This window comes from Streptomyces neyagawaensis (assembly GCF_023516595.1).
GTDB classification, from domain to species: Bacteria; Actinomycetota; Actinomycetes; order Streptomycetales; family Streptomycetaceae; genus Streptomyces; species Streptomyces neyagawaensis.
The window spans coordinates 60,544-83,177 of sequence record NZ_JAMGBG010000123.1 but is presented as its reverse complement, the minus strand read 5'-3'; the positions used below and the strand labels follow the sequence as shown (position 1 = coordinate 83,177).

The window sequence follows — 22,634 nt, the reverse complement described above, 5'->3', positions numbered from 1 at the left end:
GGTCTCCTCGCGCAGCCGCGCGGCGGCGACCAGGACGCGGGCCACGCACAGGAGGTTGGTGGTCTCCCAGGTGTCGACGCCGGGCTCGGCCGTCTTGCCGTTCTCGGCGAGCGCGTCGCGGGCCTCGGCGTGCAGCCGGTCCAGGGCCGCCGCGGCGGTCGCCAGGGAGGCCTCGGAGCGCAGGACGCCGGCGCCCTCGGTCATGATCCGCTGGATCGCGAACCGTATCTCCGGGGCGAGCAGCGGGTGCGCGGGCTGCTCGGCGTACGGGACGGGCTGGGGCACGCGCGCGTGGAGGCCGTTCTCGGCGTGGGCGGCGGCGATGTCGGCGACGATGCGCTCGGCGTAGACCAGGCCCTCCAGGAGGGAGTTCGAGGCGAGCCGGTTGGCGCCGTGGACGCCGGTGCAGGCGACCTCGCCGCAGGCGTACAGGCCGGGGACGGTGGTACGGCCGTGGGAGTCGGTGCGGACGCCGCCGGAGGCGTAGTGGGCGGCCGGGGCGACCGGGATGGGCTCGGTGACGGGGTCGAGTCCGTTGGCGCGGCAGGCGGCGAGGATGGTGGGGAAGCGGTGTTCCCACATGTCGGCGCCGAAGTGCCGGGCGTCCAGGTACATGTGCTCGGCGCCCTGCTCCTGCATCCGGCGCATGATGCCCTTGGCGACGATGTCCCGGGGCGCGAGTTCGGCCAGCTCGTGCTGTCCGAGCATGAAGCGGGTGCCGGTGGCGTCGACCAGGTGGGCGCCCTCACCGCGCACGGCCTCGGACACCAGCGGCTGCTGGCCCTCGGCGTCCGCGCCGAGGAACAGCACGGTGGGGTGGAACTGCACGAATTCGAGGTCGGAGACCTCGGCGCCCGCGCGCAGGGCGAGGGCCACGCCGTCGCCGGTGGACACGGACGGGTTGGTGGTGGCGGAGAAGACCTGGCCCATGCCGCCGGTGGCGAGGACCACGGCGGGGGCGTGGACGGCTCCCACGCCGTCGTGCTGGCCCTCGCCCATGACGTGCAGGGTGACACCGGCGGTGCGGCCCTCGGCGTCCGTCAGGAGGTCCAGGACGAGCGCGTTCTCGACCGTGCGCAGTCCACGCGCGCGTACCGCCTCGACGAGGGCACGGGAGATCTCCGCGCCGGTGGCGTCGCCGCCCGCGTGGGCGATGCGGCGGCGGTGGTGGCCGCCCTCGCGGGTCAGCTCCAGGCCGCCTTCCTCCGACTCGTCGAAGTGGGCGCCGGTCGCGATGAGGCGGCGCACGGCGTCGGGGCCCTCCGTGACGAGGAGGCGTACGGCGTCCTCGTCACACAGGCCGGCGCCCGCGACGAGGGTGTCGTCCAGATGTTGTTCGGGGGTGTCGCCCTCGCCGAGGGCGGCGGCGATGCCGCCCTGGGCCCAGCGGGTGGAGCCGTCGTCGAGGCGGGCCTTGGTGACGACGACCGTGGCCAGGCCGGCGGCCTCGCAGCGCAGCGCGGCGGTGAGGCCGGCGACGCCGGAGCCGACGACGACCACGTCGGCGTCGATGGACCAGCCCGGTGCGGGCGCGTGCAGTCGTATGCCTGTGGTGCTCACGAGGCGGCTCCGAAGGTCAGGGGGATGTTGTCGATCAGCCGGGTCGTCCCCACCCGGGCCGCGACGGCGAGGACGGCTTCGCCGGTGAAGTCGTCGGGGATGTCGGTGAAGTCGGACGGGTCCACCAGGGCCAGGTAGTCCAGCTCCAGCGGGGGCTTCGCGCGCAGGGCCTCGTCGAGGACGAGACGGGCGGCGGCGCGGACGGCGGCGGGGCCGCCGGGCGCGGCCTTGGCCATGGCGTGGGCGTCGGCGGCCGCGCGGGACTCGCCGAGCGCGCTGAGGGCCTCGGCACGCGCACGCGTGGCGGGCACTTCGCGGGCACGCGCGCGGAGCGCCTCCTGCGCGGCGTGCCGGTCCCGGCCCGCGAACAGGGCCTGCGAGAGGGCGAGGGCGGTGCGGCGTTCCTGGGCGGACAGGTAGCGGTTGCGGCTGGAGAGGGCCAGCCCGTCGGGTTCGCGGACGGTGGGGACGGCGACGACGTCCACGCCGAAGTTGAGGTCCCGGACCATGCGGCGGATCAGGGCGAGCTGCTGGGCGTCCTTCTGGCCGTAGAGCGCCACGTCGGGGCGGGTGAGGTGGAGCAGCTTGGCGACGACGGTGAGCATGCCGTCGAAGTGGCCGGGGCGGGAGGCGCCCTCCAGGCGTTCCCCCATGGGGCCGGCGGTGATGCGGACCTGGGGTTCGCCGCCCGGGTAGACCTCGTCCACGGCGGGGGCGAACACGACGTCGGCGCCGGACTGTTCGGCGAGCTTGACGTCGGCGTCCAGGGTGCGCGGATAGCGGTCGAGGTCCTCGCCCGCGCCGAACTGGAGGGGGTTCACGAAGACGGTGACGACGACCTCGCCCTCGGTGCCCGCGATCTCGCGGGCGGTGCGGACCAGCGTGGCGTGGCCCTCGTGCAGGGCGCCCATGGTCATCACGACGGCGCGGCGGCCCGCACGCGTGCGTGCGTGCAGTTCGTCGGCGGTGCGCAGCACGGTGGTGGTCATCCGGCGTTCCCTTCGGTCCCGGTGGTCCCGCCCGCTCCGTTCGCGAGTACCCCGAGGAGGTCCTCGGCGAGCTCCGGCTTGAGCAGGCCGTGGGCGAGGGCCCGGTCGGCGGTGGCGCGGGCCATCGCCAGATACCCGGCCACGGTGGCGGGGGCGTGCGCGCGCAGCTCGGCGATGTGCGCGGCGACCGTGCCCGCGTCGCCGCGCGCGACGGGGCCGGTGAGGGCCGCGTCCCCGGAACGCAGGGCGTTGTCGAGGGCGGCGCCGAGGAGCGGGCCGAGCATACGGTCGGGGGCCGTGACGCCGGCCGTGCGCAGCAGTTCCATGGACTGGGCGACCAGGGTGACCAGGTGGTTGGCGCCGAGGGCGAGGGCCGCGTGGTAGAGCGGGCGGTCGGCCTCGGCGATCCACTCGGGCTCCCCGCCCATCTCGATCACCAGCGCCTCGGCGGCCAGCCGCAGCTCCTCGGGCGCCGTGACCCCGAAGGAGCACCCGGCGAGCCGCTGTACGTCGACGGCGGTCCCGGTGAACGTCATCGCGGGGTGCAGCGCGAGGGGCAGCGCCCCGGCCCGCAGCGCGGGATCCAGCACCTTCGCGCCGTACCGCCCGGAGGTGTGCACCAGCAGCTGCCCCGGCCGGACGGAACCGGTCTCGGCGAGGCCCTCCACGAGGCCCGGCAGGGCGTCGTCGGGGACGGTCAGCAGGACCAGGTCGGCGTGGCGCAGTACGTCGGCCGGGGGCATCAGCGGCACGTCGGGCAGCAGTTCGGCGGCGCGTCGCCGGGAGGCGTCGGAGACTCCCGACACGGCCACCGGGCGGTGTCCCGCGAGCTTCAGCGACGCGGCCAGCGCCGGGCCGACCCGGCCGGCGCCCACGACGCCGACGGTGAGCCGCGCGGGGCGGTCCTTCGGCTCTGGTTGCTGGAATGTACTCACTCGCGGTGGCCTTCCCGTTCCAGTCCGCTCCGGGTACCGGACGATTTCTCGTCATGTTAACGCGATTGGTTCGAGGGTCGATCGGTTGTCCACAGGCTGTGGGTTTCCGCGTGGAATGTCCGCAGGTCACGCCGGTGTGAAATCCGTGTCCCCGGAGGGCGGGGCACGGGATGATCAGGCAATGACTGACGCGGCGGAGAACACGACGGCACACATGCACGGCGGGACGGACTCCGCGGAGGGACGCGCGGCGGGCGAGGAGTCCTCGGCGGAAGCAAAGCTTGAGGAGTCCGCGGCGATGTCGCGGTACAGGCGGCGGTTGACCGCGCACCGCGCGGCGGACCGCGTGCTGTCGCGGCCGGGTGCCCTGGGGACCGTCAGGGAGCGGCTGGCCGTGCTCGACGCGGCCGGGGACGTGTACGACCTGGACGGCTCGGCGGACATCTACGGCAACGGGGTCGTGGAGGCCCTGGAGGAGCGGACGGCCGCGCTGCTCGGCATGGAGGCCGCCGCCTTCTTCCCGACCGGCACCATGGCCCAGCAGGTGGCCCTGCGCTGCTGGGCGGCCCGCACCGGGAACCCGGCCGTCGCGCTGCACGCGCTGTCCCACCCCGAGGTGCACGAACGGAACGCGTTCAGCCAGGTCAGCGGGTTGCGCCCGGTCCGGCTGACGGGAGAGGCCCGGCAGCCGACCGCGGACGAGATCGAGGGACTCCCCGAGCCCTTCGGGACGCTGATGCTCGAACTGCCCCTCAGGGAAGCCGGGTTCGTCCTGCCCTCCTGGGAGGAGCTGACGGCGCTCACCGAGGCGGCACGCGAACGCGACGCGGTGGTCCACTTCGACGGGGCCCGCCTGTGGGAGTCCGTGACGCACCTCGGCAGGCCCGTGGACGAGATCGCGTCCCTCGCCGACAGCGTCTACGTCTCGTACTACAAGTCCCTCGACGCCTACGGCGGTGCCGCGATCGCCGGTCCCAGGACACTGGTCGAGGACCTGAAAACGTGGCGGCACCGGTACGGCGGCCAGCTGTTCCAGCAGTTCCCCACCGCCCTGTCGGCCCTGGTGGGGCTGGAGCGGGAGCTGCCCCGGCTGCCGGAATACGTCCGCCACGCGCGCGTGGTCGCCGCCGCGCTGGGCGAGGGGTTCGCCCGGGCGGGGGTGCCGTGGGCGCGGGTGCACCCCGAGGTGCCGCACACGCAGGAGTTCCAGGTGTGGCTGCCGTACGACGTCGACGTCGTCGCGGAGGCCGCGGTCCGGCAGGGCGAGGAGACGGGGACGCTGCTGTTCGCCCGCGCCTGGGACAGGGGCGGGCCGGGACTGGCCGTCACCGAGGTGGAGGTGCGCGCGGCGGGGCTGGAGTGGACCGCGCAGGACGTACGGCGGGCGGCGGCGGACTTCGTGGAGCGGGTGAGGGCGGTGGTCGGGGCGTAGCCGGTGAGGGCCCTGCTCGCCGGGCGGCCGCGCCGGGTGTTGTCAGTGGTCGGGTGCACCATGTCGTCATGAGCGTGCGCATCGACATCACGGGGCTGCGGCCGGAGCGGGTGGCCTTCGTCCCCTCTCCCCTGGCCGAACTCGGCATGGCGCTGCACGTGCTGGCCGAGCCGGGGCACCATCCGGGGTCGCAGGGCTGGGTGACGGGGGTGACCGCCCGGCTCGATCCGCATCTCGCGGACCGGATGTGCGAGGCGGACTTCCTGTGGCGTACGACGTTCTCGGACCTGTTCATGCCGTTCGCCGGCGTCCCCGGCCGGGACACGCTCCCCGGCGGGACGCTCGCCGAGGAGCTGGACCTGCTCGACAAGCTGACGGACGACCAGTTCGTGGACGCGGGAATGGAGTTCGTCTGCACCCCGGGGTACGACTCGCGGAAGCGGGACGTGCTGTCCGATCCGGAGACACGCGGGCTCGCCCTGGAGTTGGCCGCCGCGCGGGGGCCGCGGCAGGTGCGGTTCGCGCAGCGGCTGCTGGCGGACCCGCCGGCCGTGCGGGCCTGGCTGCGGCAGTTCCTGGAGGACTGCGACGAGGCGTTCTTCGCCGAGACGTGGTCCCGGGTGCGCCACACTCTCGCCGGGGACGCCCGCCACAAGACGGAGTTGCTGCGCCACAAGGGCCTGGGCGAGGCGCTGGGCGCCGTGTCCCCGTCGATAGCTCATGACGAGGCGGCGGCCCGGATCACCGTGGACAAGCTGGTCGAGAGCCGGACGGCCACGGAGGACGGGGGACTGCTCCTGGTGCCGACGAGTCTGGGCCGGCCCCATCTCACCGTCCTGCACCGGTTCGGCTGGCAGCCGGTCCTCCAGTACCCGGTCGGTACCGCCGAGCCCGCCGCGCCGCCGTCGGTCGAGCAGCTCGCCCTGCGCATGACCGCCCTGTCGCACCCCGTCCGGATGCGCCTGTGCCGCAACCTCGCCCGCAGCGCGTACACCACGGGCGAGCTGGCGCAGATGTTGGGCATGACGGCACCGGAGATATCCCGGCACCTCGCCGTCCTGAAGAAGGCGGACCTCCTGACGACCCGCCGCCGCGGCCGGTACGTCCTGCACCAGCTGGACGTGGCGGTGGTCGCCCGCCTCGGCAGCGACTTCCTGGAAGGGGTCCTGCGGTAGGCGGGATGATCCAGCTGAGCAGGTGGGCGACCCGCGCCGGGCCCCGCCTCCGGCAACTGCGACCGAGGAGAGCAGGCGCACCATGCGATGGACCGTTCACGGCGAGCACACGCTGCACGACACCCCCTGGGTGCGGTTGAGGTCGCTGGACGTGACCCAGCCGGACGGCACCCGCGGCGACTACCACGTCGTCCGACTGCGCGATGTCGCCGTGACGGCGGCCGTGGACGACAGGCGCCGCGTGCTGATGATGTGGCGCCACCGCTTCGTCACCGACACCTGGGCCTGGGAGCTGCCCATGGGGCTGGTCGAGGACGGCGAGAGCCCGGAGGCCGCGGCCGCCCGGGAGTTGGAGGAGGAGACGGGGTGGCGTCCGGGGACGATGCGGGAGCTGATCTACGCGCAGCCGGCGGCCGGGATCATGGACTCACGGCACTTCGTGTTCCGTACGGACGACGCCCGGCACATGGGTGAGCCCACGGAACGCAACGAGTCGGACAGGCTGGCGTGGATCCCGCTGGCCGACGTCCCCGGCATGATCGGCCGACGCGAGATCGTCAGCAGCGCCACACTCGTGGGCGTCATGGCGCTCCTGCTGCCCGGGACGGCGACCTGAACCACCCGCCCGGGAACGCGCCGGGGACGGACGCGGCCCTGCTCAGGAAGCGCGCCGTCAACGCTGGGTGCCGAACTGCCGTGTGCCCGCGGCGATCCGGCGTTTCAGCTCCAGCGCGGCGGTGATGTCCTGGCGGGTGAACCGCGTCGGGTCCTTCGCGTACAGCTCCTGTCCGAGCCGCGAGGTGAACCTGTCCTCGGGGACGCGGTCGGCGTGCTCCGGAAGGAACTTGGCGACCTCCTCCAACGCGGCGATCGCATACGCGGTGGCCGCGCCGATCGCCCGGTGCTCGGCGAGCGGCGCGCTCAGCAGCCGTAGCCCGGACTCGGTCGACACCTGGTCGGCGACCCACAGGAACTCGCCGGGGTCCAGGATGCGCGAGGGCGCGGCGCCGCCGAACGCGGGAGGCTCCGGCGGCCGGTCGTCGGACAGCGTGAACTCGAACACGCGGGTCGTCCCGCACGCGGGGCAGACCCCCTCGTACACGCTGAGCAGTGCCCCGTCCCGCTCCTCCAGCCGGTGCTGCCGGTCGAACCCTGAAGCCCCGCACGCACAGGCACGCAGGTCCATGTACAGGTGCGCTTCTTGAGCCGAACGGGCGATCAACATGCCATCATCCTACGTGAATCATGGCGCTGATCAGGGGGGATGCAGTGGAATCGGGTGCGGAGAGGCGGCTGCTCGCTGAGGCCGAGGCCGCGTTGCCCACGGTGCTGCGGGACATTCGTCCCGGGCTGCTGACCGGTGTGTCGGCGGTCGAGCAGGACGGCCGGCGCTTCTTCGAGCTCGACACCACGGCCGGCGACAGAATCGAACTGCGCCTGGACACGGCGGCCCTGCCGCAACCGCAGCTGGCGCGCACCTTCACCAACACCACGACCGACCGGTACGTCGTGCAGCTCGCCGACACCCTGCGCCCGGAGCTGGCCGGGCAGGTGCTCTCCCGTGAGGTCGGGGAGCTGCTGGCGGTACGGGACCGGGCCACCGTCGGCGCACGGGTGCCCCTGGACAGCCTGCTGGCCCCCGGCGCGACACTGCCGGCGCATCCGGAGCTGTCCGACGCGGACCGGGGCCGGGCCGAGGAGTTCAACTATCTGGCGGCCCGGATGAACGACGCGGACCTGGGCGCGGCGGAGCGCCTCGACGCCCGTCACCGGTTCTCGGAGCTGGTCGACGAGTCGGGGCTGCGGCCCAGGGCGCCGGTCACGGACGCGAGTCACGCGATCGAGCTGTACGCGGCCGACATCCGCCAGGACGTCGTACGGCCCCTGCTGCGGGCGGGGGCGCGCGAGGCCATGGCGGAACTCGCGCGGCCGGTGGAGCGGCTGGACGCCGCCGACGCGCGCGCCGTCGTCGAGGCGCGGGCGACGCGGGCCGCCGAGGGGGCGGCGCCGGTGGTTCCGCCGGGGTTCACCATGCCGGGGCTGCGGCCCGACGGCTCGCCCGTGCCACGCGCGGAACTGGACCGGGCCGCGGCGGAGGCCGCCGAGCGGCGGACGTCGCTCAGCGGCCGCACGCTGGAGGAGCTGCGCGCCCGGCAGGCGGCACTGCCCGAGGGCCGGCACCCGCAGTACGAACTCATGATCGGAGGGGGTGCCGCCCTCGCGGCCCGCTCCCCGGACATGCTGCTCGTGGACGCGAGGGGGCGCTGGCACGTCGACCCCATCGAGGCGATCGTCCAGTCCGCCGACCAGGTGCGGCATCTGCGGCAGAGCGGCATGGGCGACCCGTACCAGTTCGCCGATCCGCAGCAGCGCGTGCCGCTGCCCGCGCTGCAGCTCTGGGAGGACACCGCCGCCGTCCGCGGTCCGCTCGTCGACGGGCGGGCGGAGCTCCGTGTCGGCGCCGAGGGCCGGCTCCTCGCCGAGATCAGTCCGGCGGACGGATCCGACCCGGTGACGGTGGAGGTCAAGGGGTCCCCGCTCATCGCGACCGGTATCCCGCCCGAGATCGTCCCGGGGGCCGACCGTCAGGTACCGACCGTGCCGGAGGCGACCGAGCACCTGGCCGAGGGGCTCGCCGCGCTCGGCGTCCCGGAGGCCGCCGCGGCCCGCGACCGGCTGCTCGCCCTGCCCGAGGGCCAGGACCGAGCCGGGGCCGCACTCGCCGTGCTCGCCGACGCGGGAGTCTCCGACAGCCTCGCGGCATCGGCGGATCCGCGGGTGGCCGGGGCGATGGAGACCCTGCGGGCGACGGCCGCGTGGGAGGAGGCCCGCGCCGCGGCACCCGGACGCGTCCTGATGGGCGACGAGGTGGGAGACGGTGACTACGACCCCTCCGTCGCCAGGGACTGGGTCATCGCCGGAGTGGGCGGCGCCGCCATCGCCAACGCCGAGATCATCCTGCAGGCCCGCCCCGACAGCCGGGTCTTCATGGTCGGCAAGGACGCGCCGTTCGTGCTGCACAACGACGCCCAGTACACGGCGCTGCGCGTCAAGCACGACGCCGAGTACGGCGGCGACGGCCGCCTCGTGACCTTCTCCGGCCGCTATCTCGGGGCGGTCGGCACGGTGACCGCCCCGGACGGCCGGGTCCGACTCGCGGCGCTGGACAGTGCGGGCAGGTCACTCGGGGTGGAGGGGGACGCCTATGTGGCGTGCCTGGGGCGGGTCTCCCGTCTGCCGCACGCCGTGGACTCCGTCGAGTCGTGGGCGCGGTCGGCGGGCGGGGAGGTCCGCGGCGAGCTTCGCTTCGACAAGGACCGCCAGTACCTCGGCTACCGCCTCGAGTTCGAGGCGCACGGGCAGCGCCACGCGTGCGAGGTGACGGGGGCCGCCTCGCGCATGCTTCCCACCCATGTCTTCGGCCGCGAGGACACAGCACGGCTCGCGGTCCTCAACGACAAGACCACTCCGCCGGAGAGCGGCAATGTCGCCGCCGGTTTCATGGCGACCGCCCTCCAGGGCAGCCACCTGGCCAGGCACAACGCCGCCGAGCGCGAACACCGGCAGGGACCGCCCCCGTCCGGCAGACCGGGCGGGGCGGTCGGGTCGGTCGGGGCGGCCGGGGCGGTCGGGGCGGCCGGGGCGGCCGGGGCGGCCGGGCCGGGCGACGCCCAGCGTGCCGCCAGCGCGGCGGCCCGTTCCCGATCGGCACCCCGGACGACACCGGGCCAGAACCGGCCCACGCCCCCCGGCCCCGCCGTGCCACCGCCGCACCTGCGCAACCGTCCGGGGCCAGAGCCCGGTCGCGGACGGGGTCCGGGCGCCTGACGAACGCGGAGGGTCTCCGTCGGCCGTCGCCGATCCCGGCGCCACCAGCTCGGCGGCGGCCCACGCGATCACGCCGTCACCCCGCGGAGCGGCCGCAGCGGCCCTCAGTCGAATCGCATGTGCCGTACGCCGACGCGGGCCTGGCGCAGGCGGGTGCGCAGGGGGCCGTCGGTGTTCGGGCGGAGGGTGAGGCCGGCGAGGACGGCGATGCGGTCCGCGGTCTTCGGGACGGTGGTGTGGTCGGTCCACAGGTGCTCGGCGAACTCGGGCTCCCCCAGCCGCTCCAGGCAGTGGTCGAGCCGCCCGACCGCCCAGCTCTCCCCGCGCAGCGAGGCGTTCCCGGCGATACGGCCGAGGAGGCGGCCGAAGCCGCGTTCCCGCAGGCGCCCCAGGACGGTCTCGCGCCGGGCGAGGAGCGTGAAGTGCCGTACGTCGTGGCCGAGTTCGCGCAGGCGGCCGACGGTCTCCGCGAAGCAGACGGGGTCGGTGACCGTCATGGGGGCGATCACCACACCGTCGTGCCGGGTGAGGGCGAGGTCGAGCACCTCGACGACTCCCTGCCGCCAGGACACCAAGTCCTGGAAGTCGCCGCGCAGTTCGGGCGGAAGCATGCGGTGCAGGCCGAAGCCGGGGTGCTCGGGGTCGCAGATGACGCTGCCCGGCAGCCGCCGCTGGATCTCATGTGCGGTGTGTGTCTTGCCGCCCCCGAAGGGGCCGTTGATCCACAGGAGCATGCGCGCACCCTAGGGTGCGCGTGTCACACGGGGGTCACGCTCCCGTGGACGCGGGGGACGGCCGGCTCAGCCGTGGCCGCCGGCCCGGACCAGCCCCGTCTCGTACGCGAGGACGACGACCTGGACGCGGTCGCGCAGGCCCAGCTTGGTGAGGATGCGGCCGACGTGGGTCTTGACCGTGGCCTCGGACAGGACGAGACGGGCGGCGATCTCGCCGTTGGACAGGCCCTGCGCGACGAGGATCATCACCTCGCGTTCGCGTTCGGTGAGCCGGTCCAGCTCCTTGTGCTCGGGGTCGGCGGCACCCGGCAGCAGCGGCGCGAACCGGTCGAGCAGCCGCCGGGTGGTGGAGGGTGCCACGACGGCGTCGCCGCTGTGCACGGAACGGATCGCGGCCAGCAGTTCACCGGGCGGCACGTCCTTGAGCATGAAGCCGGAGGCGCCCGCCTTCAGCCCGGAGAACGCGTACTCGTCGAGGTCGAAGGTGGTCAGGATGAGCACCTTCGGCGGGTTCGGCTCGGCGCAGATCCGGCGGGTCGCCTCGACGCCGTCCAGCTTCGGCATCCGCACGTCCATGAGGACCACGTCCACGGCCGTCGACCGCACCACCTGGAGGGCTTCGACGCCGTCGCCCGCCTCGGCCACGACCTCCATGTCCGGCTGGGCCGCCAGCACCATCCGGAACCCGGTGCGCAGCAGCACCTGGTCGTCGACGAGCATTACGCGGATCGCCATCGGGGTCCTCTTCCGTGTCCGTGGGGTGTCGTCCGGTGCCGTCCGTGACAGGTGTCAGCCGGTGGCACGGCCATGTCAGTGTGCGGGCTTGAGCGGCAGGAGGGCGCTGATACGGAAGCCGCCACCGGGCCGGGGACCCGCGTCGAGCGTGCCGCCGACCATACCCACGCGCTCACGCATCCCGATCAGCCCGTGCCCCCGACCGTCGACGCCGCCCTCCTCGTACAGCTCGTGCGGGGCGCCTTTGCCGTCGTCCTCGACGAGCAGACCCAGCCCGTCGTCGAAGTACACCAGCCGGACGCTCGCACCCGCGTTCGGACCGCCGTGCTTGCGGGTGTTGGTCAGCGCCTCCTGGACGATGCGGTACGCCGTCAGCTCCACACCGCTGGGCAGCGGGCGCGGAGTGCCCTCGATCTTGAAGTCGACGGGCAGACCCGCGGTACGGCACTGCTCCACGAGGTCGTCGATCTGCTCGACGTCCGGCTGCGGCACGTACTCACCGACCTCCTGGTGCTCGCCGGTGCGCAGGACGCCCAGCAGGCGGCGCATCTCGGCGAGGGCCTGGCGGCCGGTGGAGGAGATGGTCTCCAGGGCCTTCTTCGCCTGGTCGGGGGCGGCGTCCAGGACGTAGGCGGCACCGTCGGCCTGGACGACCATCACCGACACGTTGTGCGCGACGACGTCGTGCAGCTCCCGGGCGATCCGGGCGCGCTCGGCGGCGACCGCGACCTTGGCCTGCGCCTCGCGCTCCTTCTCCAGGCGGGCGGCGCGCTCCTCCAGCTGCGCGAAGTACGCGCGGCGGGTGCGCAGCGAGTCGCCGAGCACCCAGGCGAGGGCGAACGGCACCGTCAGGATGATCGCGAGCACGGCGTTGCCCAGCATCCCCGTCTGGCCCTCGGGCCACCGCATCTGCGCCAGGGGCGCGGCACACAGACCTCCGGCCAGGGCGAACCAGGAGGCCCAGCGGGCGCCGATCGCGGCGACCGTGTAGATGATCACCAGCATCGCGAAGTCGCCCGCGATCCTCGGCACGCCGAAGATCAGCTGGGCGATGCCCGCGGCGGCGGCCAGCACCAGCATCTTCTCCGGCATCCGGCGCCGCAGGGCGACCGAGAGGCTGAGCGCCAGGGCGATCGGTACGAGCGCGGCCTCGTTCATGCTCTCCGCGTAGTCACTGTCGATCGCTCCGCCGACCAGGGACGTCCCGAGCAGGACGACGGCCCAGAAGCTGTCGACCCATGTCGGGTGCCTGCGGAGGAAGTCATAGAGGCGCTGCACGTAACCCAGCGTAGGGAAGCGCGCGGCACAGCGGGGTCAACCGGAGGATCGATCCATGACAGGGCCAAGTACTCCCCAAGGTGGAGGCGGCATAGCCTCTGGCGGCGAGGGATCACCGGGACTTCGGGAGGGTTGCGTGGTTCACGACCGCGGGTCGGCGGAGGCCGACCGCTCCGCCGCGCCGGATCCGCACGGGTCACGGCCTCCCGCCCCCGGCGGGGCGGGCCCCTGGCTGCCGTGGCGTGCCGCCACCGAGGAAGCCCTGTACGGGCCCCACGGCTTCTACCGGCGGCCGGAGGGCCCCGCCGGGCACTTCCGGACCTCCGTGCACGCGTCCGCGCTCTACGCGGGCGCCGTGGCACGGCTGCTGTGCCGGGTCGACGCGGCGCTGGGGCACCCCCGTGAACTGGCGTGCGTGGACATGGGCGCGGGACGGGGCGAGCTGGGCGCCGGGGTTCTGGCGGCGCTCCCCGCGGAGGTGGCGGCGCGCACGCGCGCGTACGCCGTCGAGATCGCCGACCGGCCGGACGGCCTCGATCACCGCATCGAGTGGTGCGCCGAACCGCCGGAGCGGGTCACCGGGCTGCTGTTCGCCAACGAGTGGCTGGACAACGTGCCGGTGGACGTGGTGGAGGTGGACGCGGCGGGCACGCCCCGGCTTGTCCTCGTCCGCGAGGACGGCCGGGAACGACTCGGGGAGCCGGTCGGCGGCGAGGAGGCTGCCTGGCTGGAGCGGTGGTGGCCGGTGGCCGGGGAGGAGGGGCTGCGGGCCGAGATCGGGCTGCCCCGGGACCGTGCCTGGGCCGCGGCCGTCGCGGGCGTCGAGCGGGGGCTCGCGGTCGCCGTCGACTACGCGCACCTCGCGGACGCCCGGCCGCCCTTCGGGACGCTCACCGGCTTCCGGGAGGGCCGGGAGACAGCGCCCGTGCCGGACGGTTCCGGCGACATCACCGCCCACGTCGCCCTGGACGCCTGCGCGCTGCCGGGCGCGCGGCTGCTGACCCAGCGGGACGCGCTGCGGGCCCTCGGCGTCACCGCCGGCCGCCCGCCGCTCTCCCTGGCGACCACGGACCCCACCGCCTACGTGCGCGCCCTCGCGGGCGCCGGCGAGGCCGCCGAACTCACCGCGCCGGGCGGACTCGGCGACTTCGGCTGGCTGATCCAGCCGGTGGGCATCCCCCACCCGCTCGGGGAGGGCGACACGGCGTCGGACACGCCGTCCGGCACGGGGCACGGCGCGGAGTAGACGGGTCGGATCCCTACTTGTCGATGTCCCCCACCACGAAGAACATCGAGCCCAGGATCGCCACCATGTCGGCCACCAGGGTCCCCGGCAGCAGCTCGGTGAGGGCCTGGATGTTGTTGTAGGACGCCGAGCGCAGCTTCAGCCGGTACGGGGTCTTCTCGCCCTTGCTGACGAGGTAGTAGCCGTTGATGCCGAGGGGGTTCTCGGTCCAGGCGTAGGTGTGGCCCTCGGGCGCCTTGAGGACCTTGGGCAGACGCTGGTTGATCGGCCCGGGCGGCAGCTCGGCGAGCCGGTCCAGGCAGGCGTCGGCGAGGGCGAGGGAGACATGGGTCTGCTCCAGCAGGCACTCGAAGCGGGCGAGGCAGTCGCCCTCGTCGCGGGTGACGACCTTGAGGACGTCCTGGAGCTCCCCGTACGCCAGATACGGCTCGTCGCGCCGCAGGTCGAAGTCGACACCGGACGCCCGGGCGATGGGCCCGCTCACCCCGTACGCGTGCACGGCCTCCGCGGACAGGACGCCCACGTCCCGGGTGCGGCCCCGGAAGATCTCGTTGCCGAGGACGAGGTCGTCGAAGACGCCCATGCGGGAGCGTACGTCGGCGACGACGGCACGCGCGCGTGCGGTCCAGCCGGCCGGGAGGTCCTCCTTGAGACCGCCGACACGGTTGAACATGTAGTGCATGCGCCCGCCGGAGATCTCCTCCATGACGTTCTGGAGCTCCTCGCGCTCCCGGAACGCGTAGAACACGGCGGTGATGCCGCCGAGCTCCAGCGGGTACGAGCCGAGGAACATCAGATGGTTCAGGACCCGGTTCAGCTCGGCGAGGAGCGTACGCATCCACACCGCGCGTTCCGGAACCTCCATGCCGAGCATGCGTTCGACGCCGAGGACGACGCCCAGCTCGTTCGAGAAGGCGGAGAGCCAGTCGTGGCGGTTGGCGAGCATGATGATCTGGCGGTAGTCGCGCGCCTCGAACAGCTTCTCCGCGCCGCGGTGCATATAGCCGATCACCGGCTCCGCGTGCGTGATGCGCTCGCCGTCGAGGACGAGCCGCAGGCGCAGCACACCGTGCGTGGACGGGTGCTGCGGTCCGATGTTCAGCACCATGTCCGTGCTCTCGGCGGCACCGCCGATACCGACCGTCGTCTGTCTGGTCTCCGTCGGAGGAGTCATGGACACAGTCTGTCGTACGTACGCTGGCGGAATGGAGACGGGGACCGTGGAGGACGGCGCCGAGCGGGCGCAGGGTGAGCCGGTGTGGACGGGACTGCCGCGCGGGCTGCTTCGGATGAGACGACTGTTGCTGGTGGTGTGGCTGGGCCCGATCGCCGTCGGTACGGGCGTGCTGCTGGGCTGGCTGGCGGGGCCCGGCTGGACGGCGTTCGCGCTGCTGCCGCTGGGCCTGCTGCTGTGGGGCTGGCCGATGCTGGGGCGCAACTGGCGCTCCTGGCGGTATGCCGAACGGGCCGACGACCTGCTGATCAGCCGGGGGGTGCTGTGGCGTGAGGAGACTGTCGTGCCGTACGGACGCATGCAGTTGGTCGAGGTGACGTCCGGGCCGGTGGAACGGCACTTCGGGCTGGCGAGCGTGCAGCTCCACACGGCCGCGGCCGCCACCGACGCCCGGATCCCCGGCCTCGACCCCGAGGAGGCGGAACGTCTCCGCGACCGGCTGACCCAACTGGGCGAGGCCCGATCGGCGGGGCTGTGACCGTGCCGACCCCGGGCGCCGACGACGCCATGAGCACCACGAGGAACACGACACCGGAACAGCGCACGGCAGCCGAGCACCGGACGGGGGTCGAGCAGCGGACGGCAGTCGAGCAGCGGACGGGGGCCGAACAGCAGCCGACAGCGGTACATCAAGCGGCTGTGGAGGATCGGGCGGACGTCGACGGGGAGATCTCCGGCGGCCCGGCGGCCGTCGTGGAGCAGCGGCTGCATCCTGTGACGCCGCTGCGGCGGGCCTGGGCGCCGGTGGCGGTGGTCATCGGCTGGGCGGTGCACGATCCCGACGGGGCGCAGCGGCAGCTCACCCGGCTGGACCCGTCCACCCTCCTGATCGGGCTGGCCGTGCTGGTGCCGGCCGCTGCCCTGTACGGCTTCCTGACCTGGTGGTTCACCCACTTCGCGGTGACCGACAGCGAACTGCGCATCCGTACCGGCCTGCTGTTCCGCCGGACCGCGCACATCCGCCTCGAACGCATCCAGGCCGTCGACGTCACCCGCCCCCTGCTGGCCCGGATCGCGGGCGTCGCGAAACTCCGGCTCGACGTCGTCGGGACCGACAAGAAGGACGAGCTGGCGTACCTCGGCGAGGGCACCGCCCGCGCGCTGCGCGCCGAACTCCTCGCCCGCGCCGCCGGGTTCGCCCCCGACTCCGCGCAGGACGTGGGCGAGGCGCCGGAGCGGCAGCTGCTGAAGGTCCCGCCGGGCGTCCTGGCCGTCTCCCTGGTGCTCACCGGCGCCACCTGGGGGACCCTGCTGGCGGCGGTCGTCGTGCCCTCGGTGCTGTGGATCGCCACGGAGAGCCTGTGGACGGTCCTCGCGACGGCGCTGCCGCTGCTCGGCGCGGCCGGGGCGAGCAGTGTGGGCCGGTTCGTGGGCGAGTACGACTGGACGGTGGGCGAGTCCCCGGACGGCCTCCGCATCGACCACGGGCTCCTCGACCGGGCGCACGAGACGGTGCCGCCCGGCCGCGTGCAGACCGTACGCATCGTGGAACCGCTGCTGTGGCGGCGGCGCGGATGGGTACGGGTCGAGCTGGACGTGGCCGGGTCCTCGAACTCCGTGCTCATCCCGGTCGCGCCGCGCGAGGTCGCCGAGTCGGTGATCGCCCGGGTCCTGCCGGGGGTGCGCGTACCGGATGCGGCGGAGCTCGTACGGCCCCCGGCACGGGCGCGGTGGTGCGTGCCGCTGTGGTGGAAGGGGTACGGGCTCGCCGTAACCGACACGGTGTTCGCGGCCCGGGAGGGCCTGCTCCGCAGACAGCTGGCCCTGGTGCCGCACGCGAAGGTCCAGAGCGTACGGCTGGCGCAGGGGCCCTGGGAGCGGTTCAAGCACGTCGCCGACGTCCATGTCGACACCGGCGCGAACAAGACGGTCACCGCCCGCCTCCGCGACGCCACCGAGGCGGCCGCGCTCCTGCACGCCCAGGCCGAACGCTCCCGAACGGGACGGCGGGAGGCGCTGCCGGACAGGTGGATGGCGTAAAGCCCCGGGGCGGACCAGGAACGCCCGGAACACCGAGGCCGCCCAGCGCGTGGCATGGGCGGCCTCGGTGTTCCCGGCCGGTGTGGGCCAGGCGGGTCGTACGCTCCGGGCGGGGTGGGCCCGGTGGCCTCAGGAAGCCGCCGTCCGCAGCCCCTTCAGGTCGATCTGCTCCGTCTCGTCGTGGGCCGTGAGGTCGATGACCTGGCCGACCCCACGGGCCGCCTCGTCCCTGCGCTTGAACTGCGCCTCGGACTCGGCCTTGTGCAGCGCGAGCGCCTCCTGCCCGACCACGTCGGCGAGGTCCTCGTTCTGCACGGCCTCGATCACGTCCGCCTCCTTCTGCGTACCGAAGAAGTCGAACCCGCCCTCGACGGCCGTCCGCCGCTGCGGCGCCGCCGGGACGACGGCCACGGCGGTCGGCACCGTGAAGTGACCGGCCGGCCGCACCACGGGCAGGGCGGGCAGCGCGGACTCCGGCGACAACTCCGACTGCGACTGCGACTGCGACTGCGACTGCGCGGGAACGGGTGCGGCCGGAACGGAGGCCGCCGGTACGGGCTGGGCGGCCGCGTGCTCATGCTCGTCGACCGCCCCCGGCTTCCCCGCCGGATCGTCCTCCTCGGCGGTCACGACCGGAACCCGCTCCGCCGCGTCACCCTCGGCGGAACGTCCCTGCCGGGTACCACCGCCGTTCGGCCCGTCCGGATCGTCCTCCGGTGAACCGCCCTTGCCGGAACCGTCTTTCACGGACAGCGCCCGAACGGGCTCGTCCACGGCCAGGCCACCCGGCACGCCACCGGTCACATGCTCATCGCCCGAGTCGCCGGACTCCCCCGGCTGCCCCGACTGCCCCGACTGCCCGGCCTCGACGGACTCGACCGACTCGACCGACTCGACCGACTCGACCGACTCGACGACAGCCTCCGTCTGAGTCTGAGCCGCCGCCCGATCCTCGCCCTCGCCGTCTCGCCGACCCTGAGCCTCGGCCCCGTCCGCCTCATCGGCCGCGTCCGTCTCGGCCTCCGTCACGACGTCACCTTCGCCGCCGGCCTCAGCCTCGGTCACGGCGTCGGCCACCTCGGCACCACTCTCCGCCTCCCCCGACACCCCGGCCTCGGCCCGGGTCTCGGTCCCGGCCTGGTCCTCGGTCCGGTCCTGGTCCTCGGCTTCCGCCGCCACAGCCACGACCCCGGAGTCCGCCGCGGCCCCGGCCCCGGCGACGTCCTCACCCGAGACCTTCCCCGCGCCCTTCGCCGTACCCCGCTGGGTGATGATCCGCTCCAGCGCCGAGTTCGCCCGCAGCCACAGCGCGGAACCGGCCGGGGAGAACACCCCGGACGCGGGCTTCTCGCCATCGCCCGCCCCGCCCTCAGCGCTCTCGACGTCCTCGGCGTCCTCGGCGTCCTCGGCGTCGGCCCCGCCCGCCCCCCAGGGAGCGCCCGCCGCGGGAACCCCCTGCGGCGGCACCGGCGAAGCCTGCGCGGCGGCACGGCCCCGAGCCGCACCCGCCACCCCGGACGCGGCCCCGGAACCGACCGCGGCGGACGCGTCCCCCGTGCTCTCCGCGCCCTCGCCGCCGGCCGTCAGTTCCCGTGCCCCCTCCGGGACCGTCGTCTCGATCTCCAGCAGGCGGCGGCCCTCCAGGGCGCTCGCCCGCTCCGTCTCGGCGGTGGCGTACCGGCGCAGCAGCGCCGCGTGCTCGTTGCGGAGGTTGGCCAACTCGGTCCGCTTGGCGCGCAGCTTGTGCTCCAGCTTGGTGCGCAGTTCGCGGGACTCCTCGAGGTCCGTCTCCAGTTCCGCGACCCGCTCCTCGTGGCGCCACTCGTCGCTCGCCCGCGCGCGCGTGAGGTCGGCGACGCGTTTGCCCGCCTCGACGTCCCAGCGGCGCATGACCGCGGCGCCCACGGCCGCGGTGGCCGCGGCGAGCGCCGCGAGGACCCGGAGCACCGCCGGCCCGGAGAACACCCAGGGCCCGAGGGCGCAGACGAGCGAGACGCCTGCGATCGCCGTGGGGGGCAGCAGCCTGTGCAGAGGCGGTGAATGGCGGTGACGTCCACGTGGCATGGCCAGAAACTTACCGCGCGTAGGCGAATCATGGTGCCCCGGGCCGTAAAAACTCGGCCGCCCCTCTCACCTCTCACATGCCCTCACAAGCTCCCTCACCCCCGGGGCACCATTGCGCTCACCGGCGGCTCCTCTACTCGATCAACTCCCGTCATTCCAGATACGCCTTGGCCACATCACGCTCTTTCGCCACCCGCGCAATTCCACGGATTCCACGGATTCCACGGAATTGCCGACCGCCCGGAGCCGACCTGCCCGGACCCCCGCCCCTCACCGGTCACTGAGCCGTCCGCTGATCCACTGCAGGGTCGCCGGAATCTCCCGCCGCCACGTGTTGAAGTTGTGCCCGCCGCTGTCGAGGATGATCGACGAGATCCGCGTCGGCTGCTTCTCCTCGGCCAACGCGATGAAGTCCAGGGTGGCCTTGTAGTTGACCTCTCCCTGTTTGCTGCTGGTGACGAGGAGAGAGGTGTCGGGCGCCGGCCGGTGCTTGAGGTACCAGAACAGATCGGCCTCGTTCCGCAGCGTCTTGTTCCCTCGAAAGAGATCACCGGTGGTCGGGTCGATCGGCGCCTTGTAGTACGGCGAGAGTCCCGCGCCGGCGGCGTACGTACCCGGGTGGTGGACGGCGAGCTTCAGTGCGCAGTACCCGCCGGTGGAGTCGCCGATGACGCCCCAACTGCCGGGCCTCCTGCCGACCCTGTAGTGGTGGCCGACCGCGTCCGGCAGGTCCCGCGCGAAGAACGTCTCGGTCTGCGGGCCGCCCGGGACGTCCACGCACTCGGTGTCGCGCGGCGGCGCCACGGTCGGCCGCATCATGACCAGGATCATCGGCTGCGCCTTGCCCTCGCGGGCCAGCGTATGGGCGGTCTGCGGGAAGCGCAGGCCCTCGATGAGCGCCTCGGCGGTGCCCGGGTAGCCGGTGAGGACGACGGCCGCCGGGAAGCTGCGGGTGCGGTACCGGGGCTGGAAGTACTCCGGCGGCAGATAGACGTACGCCGGGCTGGCGATCCGTGAGGTACGGCCGACGATCTCGACCTTCTGGATCTGCCCGCCGACCTCGGGCCGGCCGCCGCCCGTCACGTTCACCGGCCGCGTGTCGAGGACCCGCAACGGGCCCCCGGTCTCGGCGTCGTCGTGGTCGACGACCACGCCCTGCCCGGTCTCGCGGCCGAAGAGGTCGGCCCAGCTGGCGTAGAACCCGAAGGCCTGGTTCGCGGTGAGGCCGATCGCCGCGAAGACGGCGACCTGCGTGGCCAGCAGCACCCCGATCCGTCCGCACACGGGCCGCCAGCCCCGTCGTGCCAGCCGCGGCCACAGCCACACCGTGCCGACGAACAGCAGCACGGCGGACGTCACCGCCAGCACCAGCACCATGTCGCTCGTAAGACCCATCGGGTTGTCCCCCGCCGTTCTTTCTTTCCCTGTCTTTCCCTGCCCTTTGGTTCAGCTTTCCGATGGAGAGTGAACCGACGTGGCCAAGCCGACGTCCTAGAGGGCGCAATGTCGCCGGATGCCGGAAAGGCGCCGGGTCCAAGATCACTCGCGGAACTACGGGATGCGATGTCTGTCAGGACAGATGGGGAAATGTCGGGTGGGGTTCCGGTCCGTTCGGGTCGGCTCCCGCTGAGCGCCGCTCGGCGCGCACGTGGCCTGCTGCGCGGGCCGCGCCCCGAGGCGGTGCCCGCTCTGGTCGCCAGGGCCTGCACGCTCGTCGGACTCGTGGACATCGCCGCCGGCGTGTTCCCCCGCTTCCGGCACAGCCGCATGCACGCCCTGGCGGAGGTGCTGCCGGGTGCCCTCGGCCCGTTCGCCGCGGCGATGTCGCTGAGCGCGGGGGTCCTCCTGCTGCTGCTCGCCCACGGACTGCGGCGGCGCAAGCGCCGGGCCTGGCGCGCTGCCGTCGTGCTCCTGCCGGCCGGGGCGATCGCCCAGTTCACCTACCGGCACTCGATCGTGGGCGTCCTCGTCTCCCTGGCGCTGCTCGTCCCACTGCTGCGCCACCGCGACGAGTTCCGCGCCCTGCCCGACCCCACCAGCCGCTGGCGGGCACTCGCCAACTTCATGCTGATGGGCACCGGTTCGATCCTCCTCGGCCTGCTCGTCGTCAGCGCCCACGCCGGGCACATGGTGGGCGACCCGAGCCTCGCCGACCGGCTCGAACACGTCATCTACGGCCTCTTCGGCTTCGAGGGACCGATCGTCTACGCCGGCAACACCTCCTGGACGGTCGCCTTCTCGCTCGGCGCCCTCGGCCTGCTGACCGCCATCACCACCATCTACCTCGCGTTCCGCCCCGAGCACCCGGCGGCCCGCCTCACCTCCGACGACGAGTCCCGGCTGCGCGCCCTGCTGGCCCGGCACGGCGGCCGTGACTCCCTCGGCCACTTCGCGCTCCGCCGCGACAAGGCGGTCGTCTTCTCACCGAGCGGCAAGGCGGCGGTGACCTACCGCGTCGTCTCCGGGGTGATGCTCGCCAGCGGCGACCCGATCGGGGACGTCGAGGCCTGGCCCGGCGCCATCGAACGCTTCATGGACGAGGCCAAGGCCCACTCCTGGACCCCCGCCGTCATGGGCTGCTCCGAGACCGGCGCCGAGGTGTGGACCCGCGAGACCGGCCTCGACGCCCTGGAACTGGGCGACGAGGCGGTGGTGGACGTCGCGGATTTCTCCCTCGCCGGACGCGCGATGCGCAACGTGCGTCAAATGGTGAAGCGCATCGAGCGCCTGGGTTACGAAACCCGGGTACGGCGCGTCCGTGACCTCGGCGAGGCCGAGCTGGACCGCGTCCGCCGCGCCGCCGAGGACTGGCGGGGCACCGACACCGAGCGCGGCTTCTCCATGGCCCTCGGCCGCATCGGCGACCCGGACGACGGCGACTGCCTGATCGCCACCGCCCACAAGGCCGATGAGACGCCCGGCCCCTACGGCGACCTGAAGGCCGTACTCCACTTCGTGCCCTGGGGCCCCGACGGCGCCTCCCTCGATCTGATGCGCCGCGACCGCTCCGCCGACCCCGGCATGAACGAACTCCTCATCGTCGCGGCCCTCGAAGCGGCCCCCCGTCTGGGCGTCCAGCGTGTCTCCCTGAACTTCGCGATGTTCCGCGCCGCCCTGGCCCGCGGCGAGAAGATCGGCGCCGGCCCCGTCCTGCGCGCCTGGCGCGGCCTGCTCGTCTTCCTCTCCCGCTGGTTCCAGATCGAGTCGCTGTACAAGTTCAACGCCAAGTTCCGCCCGCGCTGGGAGCCCCGCTTCGTCGTCTACGCCACCTCGCGCGACCTGCCCCGCATCGGCCTCGCCGCCATGCAGGCCGAGGGCTTCGTCAGCCTCGCCCTCCCCCGCGTCCTGCGCCGCCGCCCCAGGCCCCCGGCCCCCTGCGCCCACGCCGGACGCGACCACGACCTCAACGAAAGAACCGCCCAGGCGGTCTGACCCACCCCGGAA

The 22,634-nt window shown here is 73.7% G+C and carries 18 protein-coding genes; 8 read left to right on the top strand and 10 right to left on the bottom strand.

The features are described from left to right. The 3 genes from M8J73_RS35995 to M8J73_RS35985 form a co-directional block, all read right to left on the bottom strand. On the bottom strand, positions 1-1,560 hold a 1,560-nt coding region (locus M8J73_RS35995; protein ID WP_249829549.1), incomplete at its 3' end, for an L-aspartate oxidase. Next, a complete protein-coding gene (gene panC, locus M8J73_RS35990) occupies positions 1,557-2,549 on the bottom strand; it encodes a pantoate--beta-alanine ligase (RefSeq protein WP_055540745.1) in 993 nt (330 codons plus the stop codon). The genes panC and M8J73_RS35995, both read right to left, overlap by 4 nt. After that, positions 2,546-3,484: a Rossmann-like and DUF2520 domain-containing protein gene (locus M8J73_RS35985; protein ID WP_055540744.1), complete on the bottom strand. Its 939-nt coding sequence runs from the start codon at positions 3,482-3,484 to the stop codon at positions 2,546-2,548. The genes panC and M8J73_RS35985 overlap by 4 nt, the downstream gene beginning before the upstream one ends. A 298-nt stretch (positions 3,485-3,782) precedes the next feature. Here M8J73_RS35985 and M8J73_RS35980 point away from each other — a divergent pair, with 298 nt between their 5' ends. From M8J73_RS35980 to M8J73_RS35970, 3 genes are all read left to right on the top strand, one after another. Then, positions 3,783-4,916, top strand: coding sequence for a threonine aldolase family protein (locus M8J73_RS35980; protein ID WP_240501555.1), 1,134 nt, complete (start codon positions 3,783-3,785; stop codon positions 4,914-4,916). Between the two features lie 68 nt (positions 4,917-4,984). Next, positions 4,985-6,091 (top strand): DUF5937 family protein, encoded by a 1,107-nt coding sequence (locus M8J73_RS35975; RefSeq protein WP_055540749.1) that lies wholly within the window; start codon positions 4,985-4,987, stop codon positions 6,089-6,091. A gap of 82 nt (positions 6,092-6,173) precedes the next feature. Beyond that, positions 6,174-6,707, top strand: a complete 534-nt coding sequence (locus M8J73_RS35970; RefSeq protein WP_055540743.1) for an NUDIX hydrolase — start codon at positions 6,174-6,176, stop codon at positions 6,705-6,707. A gap of 57 nt (positions 6,708-6,764) precedes the next feature. Here M8J73_RS35970 and M8J73_RS35965 read toward each other — a convergent pair whose 3' ends face one another. Continuing rightward, the gene (locus tag M8J73_RS35965; RefSeq protein ID WP_055540742.1) at positions 6,765-7,316 is read right to left on the bottom strand and encodes a hypothetical protein; all 552 of its coding nucleotides are present in this window, start codon (positions 7,314-7,316) and stop codon (positions 6,765-6,767) included. 20 nt (positions 7,317-7,336) lie between these two features. Between M8J73_RS35965 and M8J73_RS35960 the strand changes: the two genes are divergently transcribed. Then, positions 7,337-9,919, top strand: a complete 2,583-nt coding sequence (locus M8J73_RS35960) for a hypothetical protein (RefSeq protein ID WP_249829548.1) — start codon at positions 7,337-7,339, stop codon at positions 9,917-9,919. Between the two features lie 104 nt (positions 9,920-10,023). Here M8J73_RS35960 and M8J73_RS35955 read toward each other — a convergent pair whose 3' ends face one another. The 3 genes from M8J73_RS35955 to M8J73_RS35945 all read right to left on the bottom strand — a co-directional run bounded on the left by M8J73_RS35955 (position 10,024) and on the right by M8J73_RS35945 (position 12,666). Next, positions 10,024-10,653, bottom strand: a complete 630-nt coding sequence (locus M8J73_RS35955; protein WP_249829547.1) for an AAA family ATPase — start codon at positions 10,651-10,653, stop codon at positions 10,024-10,026. A gap of 66 nt (positions 10,654-10,719) precedes the next feature. Beyond that, positions 10,720-11,388 (bottom strand): response regulator, encoded by a 669-nt coding sequence (locus M8J73_RS35950; protein ID WP_055540227.1) that lies wholly within the window; start codon positions 11,386-11,388, stop codon positions 10,720-10,722. Between the two features lie 75 nt (positions 11,389-11,463). Beyond that, a complete protein-coding gene (locus M8J73_RS35945) occupies positions 11,464-12,666 on the bottom strand; it encodes a sensor histidine kinase (protein WP_055540226.1) in 1,203 nt (400 codons plus the stop codon). Between the two features lie 136 nt (positions 12,667-12,802). Between M8J73_RS35945 and M8J73_RS35940 the strand changes: the two genes are divergently transcribed. Beyond that, positions 12,803-13,912 carry an SAM-dependent methyltransferase gene (locus M8J73_RS35940; RefSeq protein ID WP_079054995.1) on the top strand — a complete coding sequence of 370 codons (1,110 nt, stop codon included), beginning with the start codon at positions 12,803-12,805 and terminating at the stop codon, positions 13,910-13,912. Positions 13,913-13,925: 13 nt separating this feature from the next. Here M8J73_RS35940 and M8J73_RS35935 read toward each other — a convergent pair whose 3' ends face one another. Next, positions 13,926-15,086: an NADH-quinone oxidoreductase subunit D gene (locus tag M8J73_RS35935; protein ID WP_063799246.1), complete on the bottom strand. Its 1,161-nt coding sequence runs from the start codon at positions 15,084-15,086 to the stop codon at positions 13,926-13,928. A 31-nt stretch (positions 15,087-15,117) separates the two neighbouring features. Between M8J73_RS35935 and M8J73_RS35930 the strand changes: the two genes are divergently transcribed. Beyond that, positions 15,118-15,624, top strand: coding sequence for a PH domain-containing protein (locus tag M8J73_RS35930; protein ID WP_055540224.1), 507 nt, complete (start codon positions 15,118-15,120; stop codon positions 15,622-15,624). After that, entirely contained in the window at positions 15,621-17,126 is a 1,506-nt protein-coding gene (locus M8J73_RS35925) for a PH domain-containing protein (RefSeq protein WP_240501469.1), read from the top strand. The genes M8J73_RS35930 and M8J73_RS35925 overlap by 4 nt, the downstream gene beginning before the upstream one ends. A gap of 129 nt (positions 17,127-17,255) precedes the next feature. Here M8J73_RS35925 and M8J73_RS35920 read toward each other — a convergent pair whose 3' ends face one another. Both M8J73_RS35920 and M8J73_RS35915 read right to left on the bottom strand, forming a co-directional pair. Further along, entirely contained in the window at positions 17,256-19,091 is a 1,836-nt protein-coding gene (locus tag M8J73_RS35920) for a putative sodium/potassium/calcium exchanger (protein ID WP_420834089.1), read from the bottom strand. A gap of 369 nt (positions 19,092-19,460) precedes the next feature. Continuing rightward, positions 19,461-20,585 carry an alpha/beta hydrolase gene (locus M8J73_RS35915; RefSeq protein WP_055539827.1) on the bottom strand — a complete coding sequence of 375 codons (1,125 nt, stop codon included), beginning with the start codon at positions 20,583-20,585 and terminating at the stop codon, positions 19,461-19,463. A 192-nt stretch (positions 20,586-20,777) separates the two neighbouring features. Here M8J73_RS35915 and M8J73_RS35910 point away from each other — a divergent pair, with 192 nt between their 5' ends. After that, positions 20,778-22,622 carry a phosphatidylglycerol lysyltransferase domain-containing protein gene (locus tag M8J73_RS35910; protein ID WP_249829545.1) on the top strand — a complete coding sequence of 615 codons (1,845 nt, stop codon included), beginning with the start codon at positions 20,778-20,780 and terminating at the stop codon, positions 22,620-22,622. The last annotated feature ends 12 nt before the right edge of the window (positions 22,623-22,634 follow it).

Coding starts and splice junctions, on each gene's coding strand:
- panC (WP_055540745.1), bottom strand. CDS start 2,549: ATGACCACCACCGTGCTGCGCACCGCCGACGAACTGCACGCACGCACG.
- M8J73_RS35980 (WP_240501555.1), top strand. CDS start 3,783: ATGTCGCGGTACAGGCGGCGGTTGACCGCGCACCGCGCGGCGGACCGC.
- M8J73_RS35975 (WP_055540749.1), top strand. CDS start 4,985: ATGAGCGTGCGCATCGACATCACGGGGCTGCGGCCGGAGCGGGTGGCC.
- M8J73_RS35970 (WP_055540743.1), top strand. CDS start 6,174: ATGCGATGGACCGTTCACGGCGAGCACACGCTGCACGACACCCCCTGG.
- M8J73_RS35965 (WP_055540742.1), bottom strand. CDS start 7,316: ATGTTGATCGCCCGTTCGGCTCAAGAAGCGCACCTGTACATGGACCTG.
- M8J73_RS35960 (WP_249829548.1), top strand. CDS start 7,337: ATGGCGCTGATCAGGGGGGATGCAGTGGAATCGGGTGCGGAGAGGCGG.
- M8J73_RS35955 (WP_249829547.1), bottom strand. CDS start 10,653: ATGCTCCTGTGGATCAACGGCCCCTTCGGGGGCGGCAAGACACACACC.
- M8J73_RS35950 (WP_055540227.1), bottom strand. CDS start 11,388: ATGGCGATCCGCGTAATGCTCGTCGACGACCAGGTGCTGCTGCGCACC.
- M8J73_RS35935 (WP_063799246.1), bottom strand. CDS start 15,086: ATGACTCCTCCGACGGAGACCAGACAGACGACGGTCGGTATCGGCGGT.
- M8J73_RS35930 (WP_055540224.1), top strand. CDS start 15,118: ATGGAGACGGGGACCGTGGAGGACGGCGCCGAGCGGGCGCAGGGTGAG.
- M8J73_RS35915 (WP_055539827.1), bottom strand. CDS start 20,585: ATGGGTCTTACGAGCGACATGGTGCTGGTGCTGGCGGTGACGTCCGCC.
- M8J73_RS35910 (WP_249829545.1), top strand. CDS start 20,778: ATGTCGGGTGGGGTTCCGGTCCGTTCGGGTCGGCTCCCGCTGAGCGCC.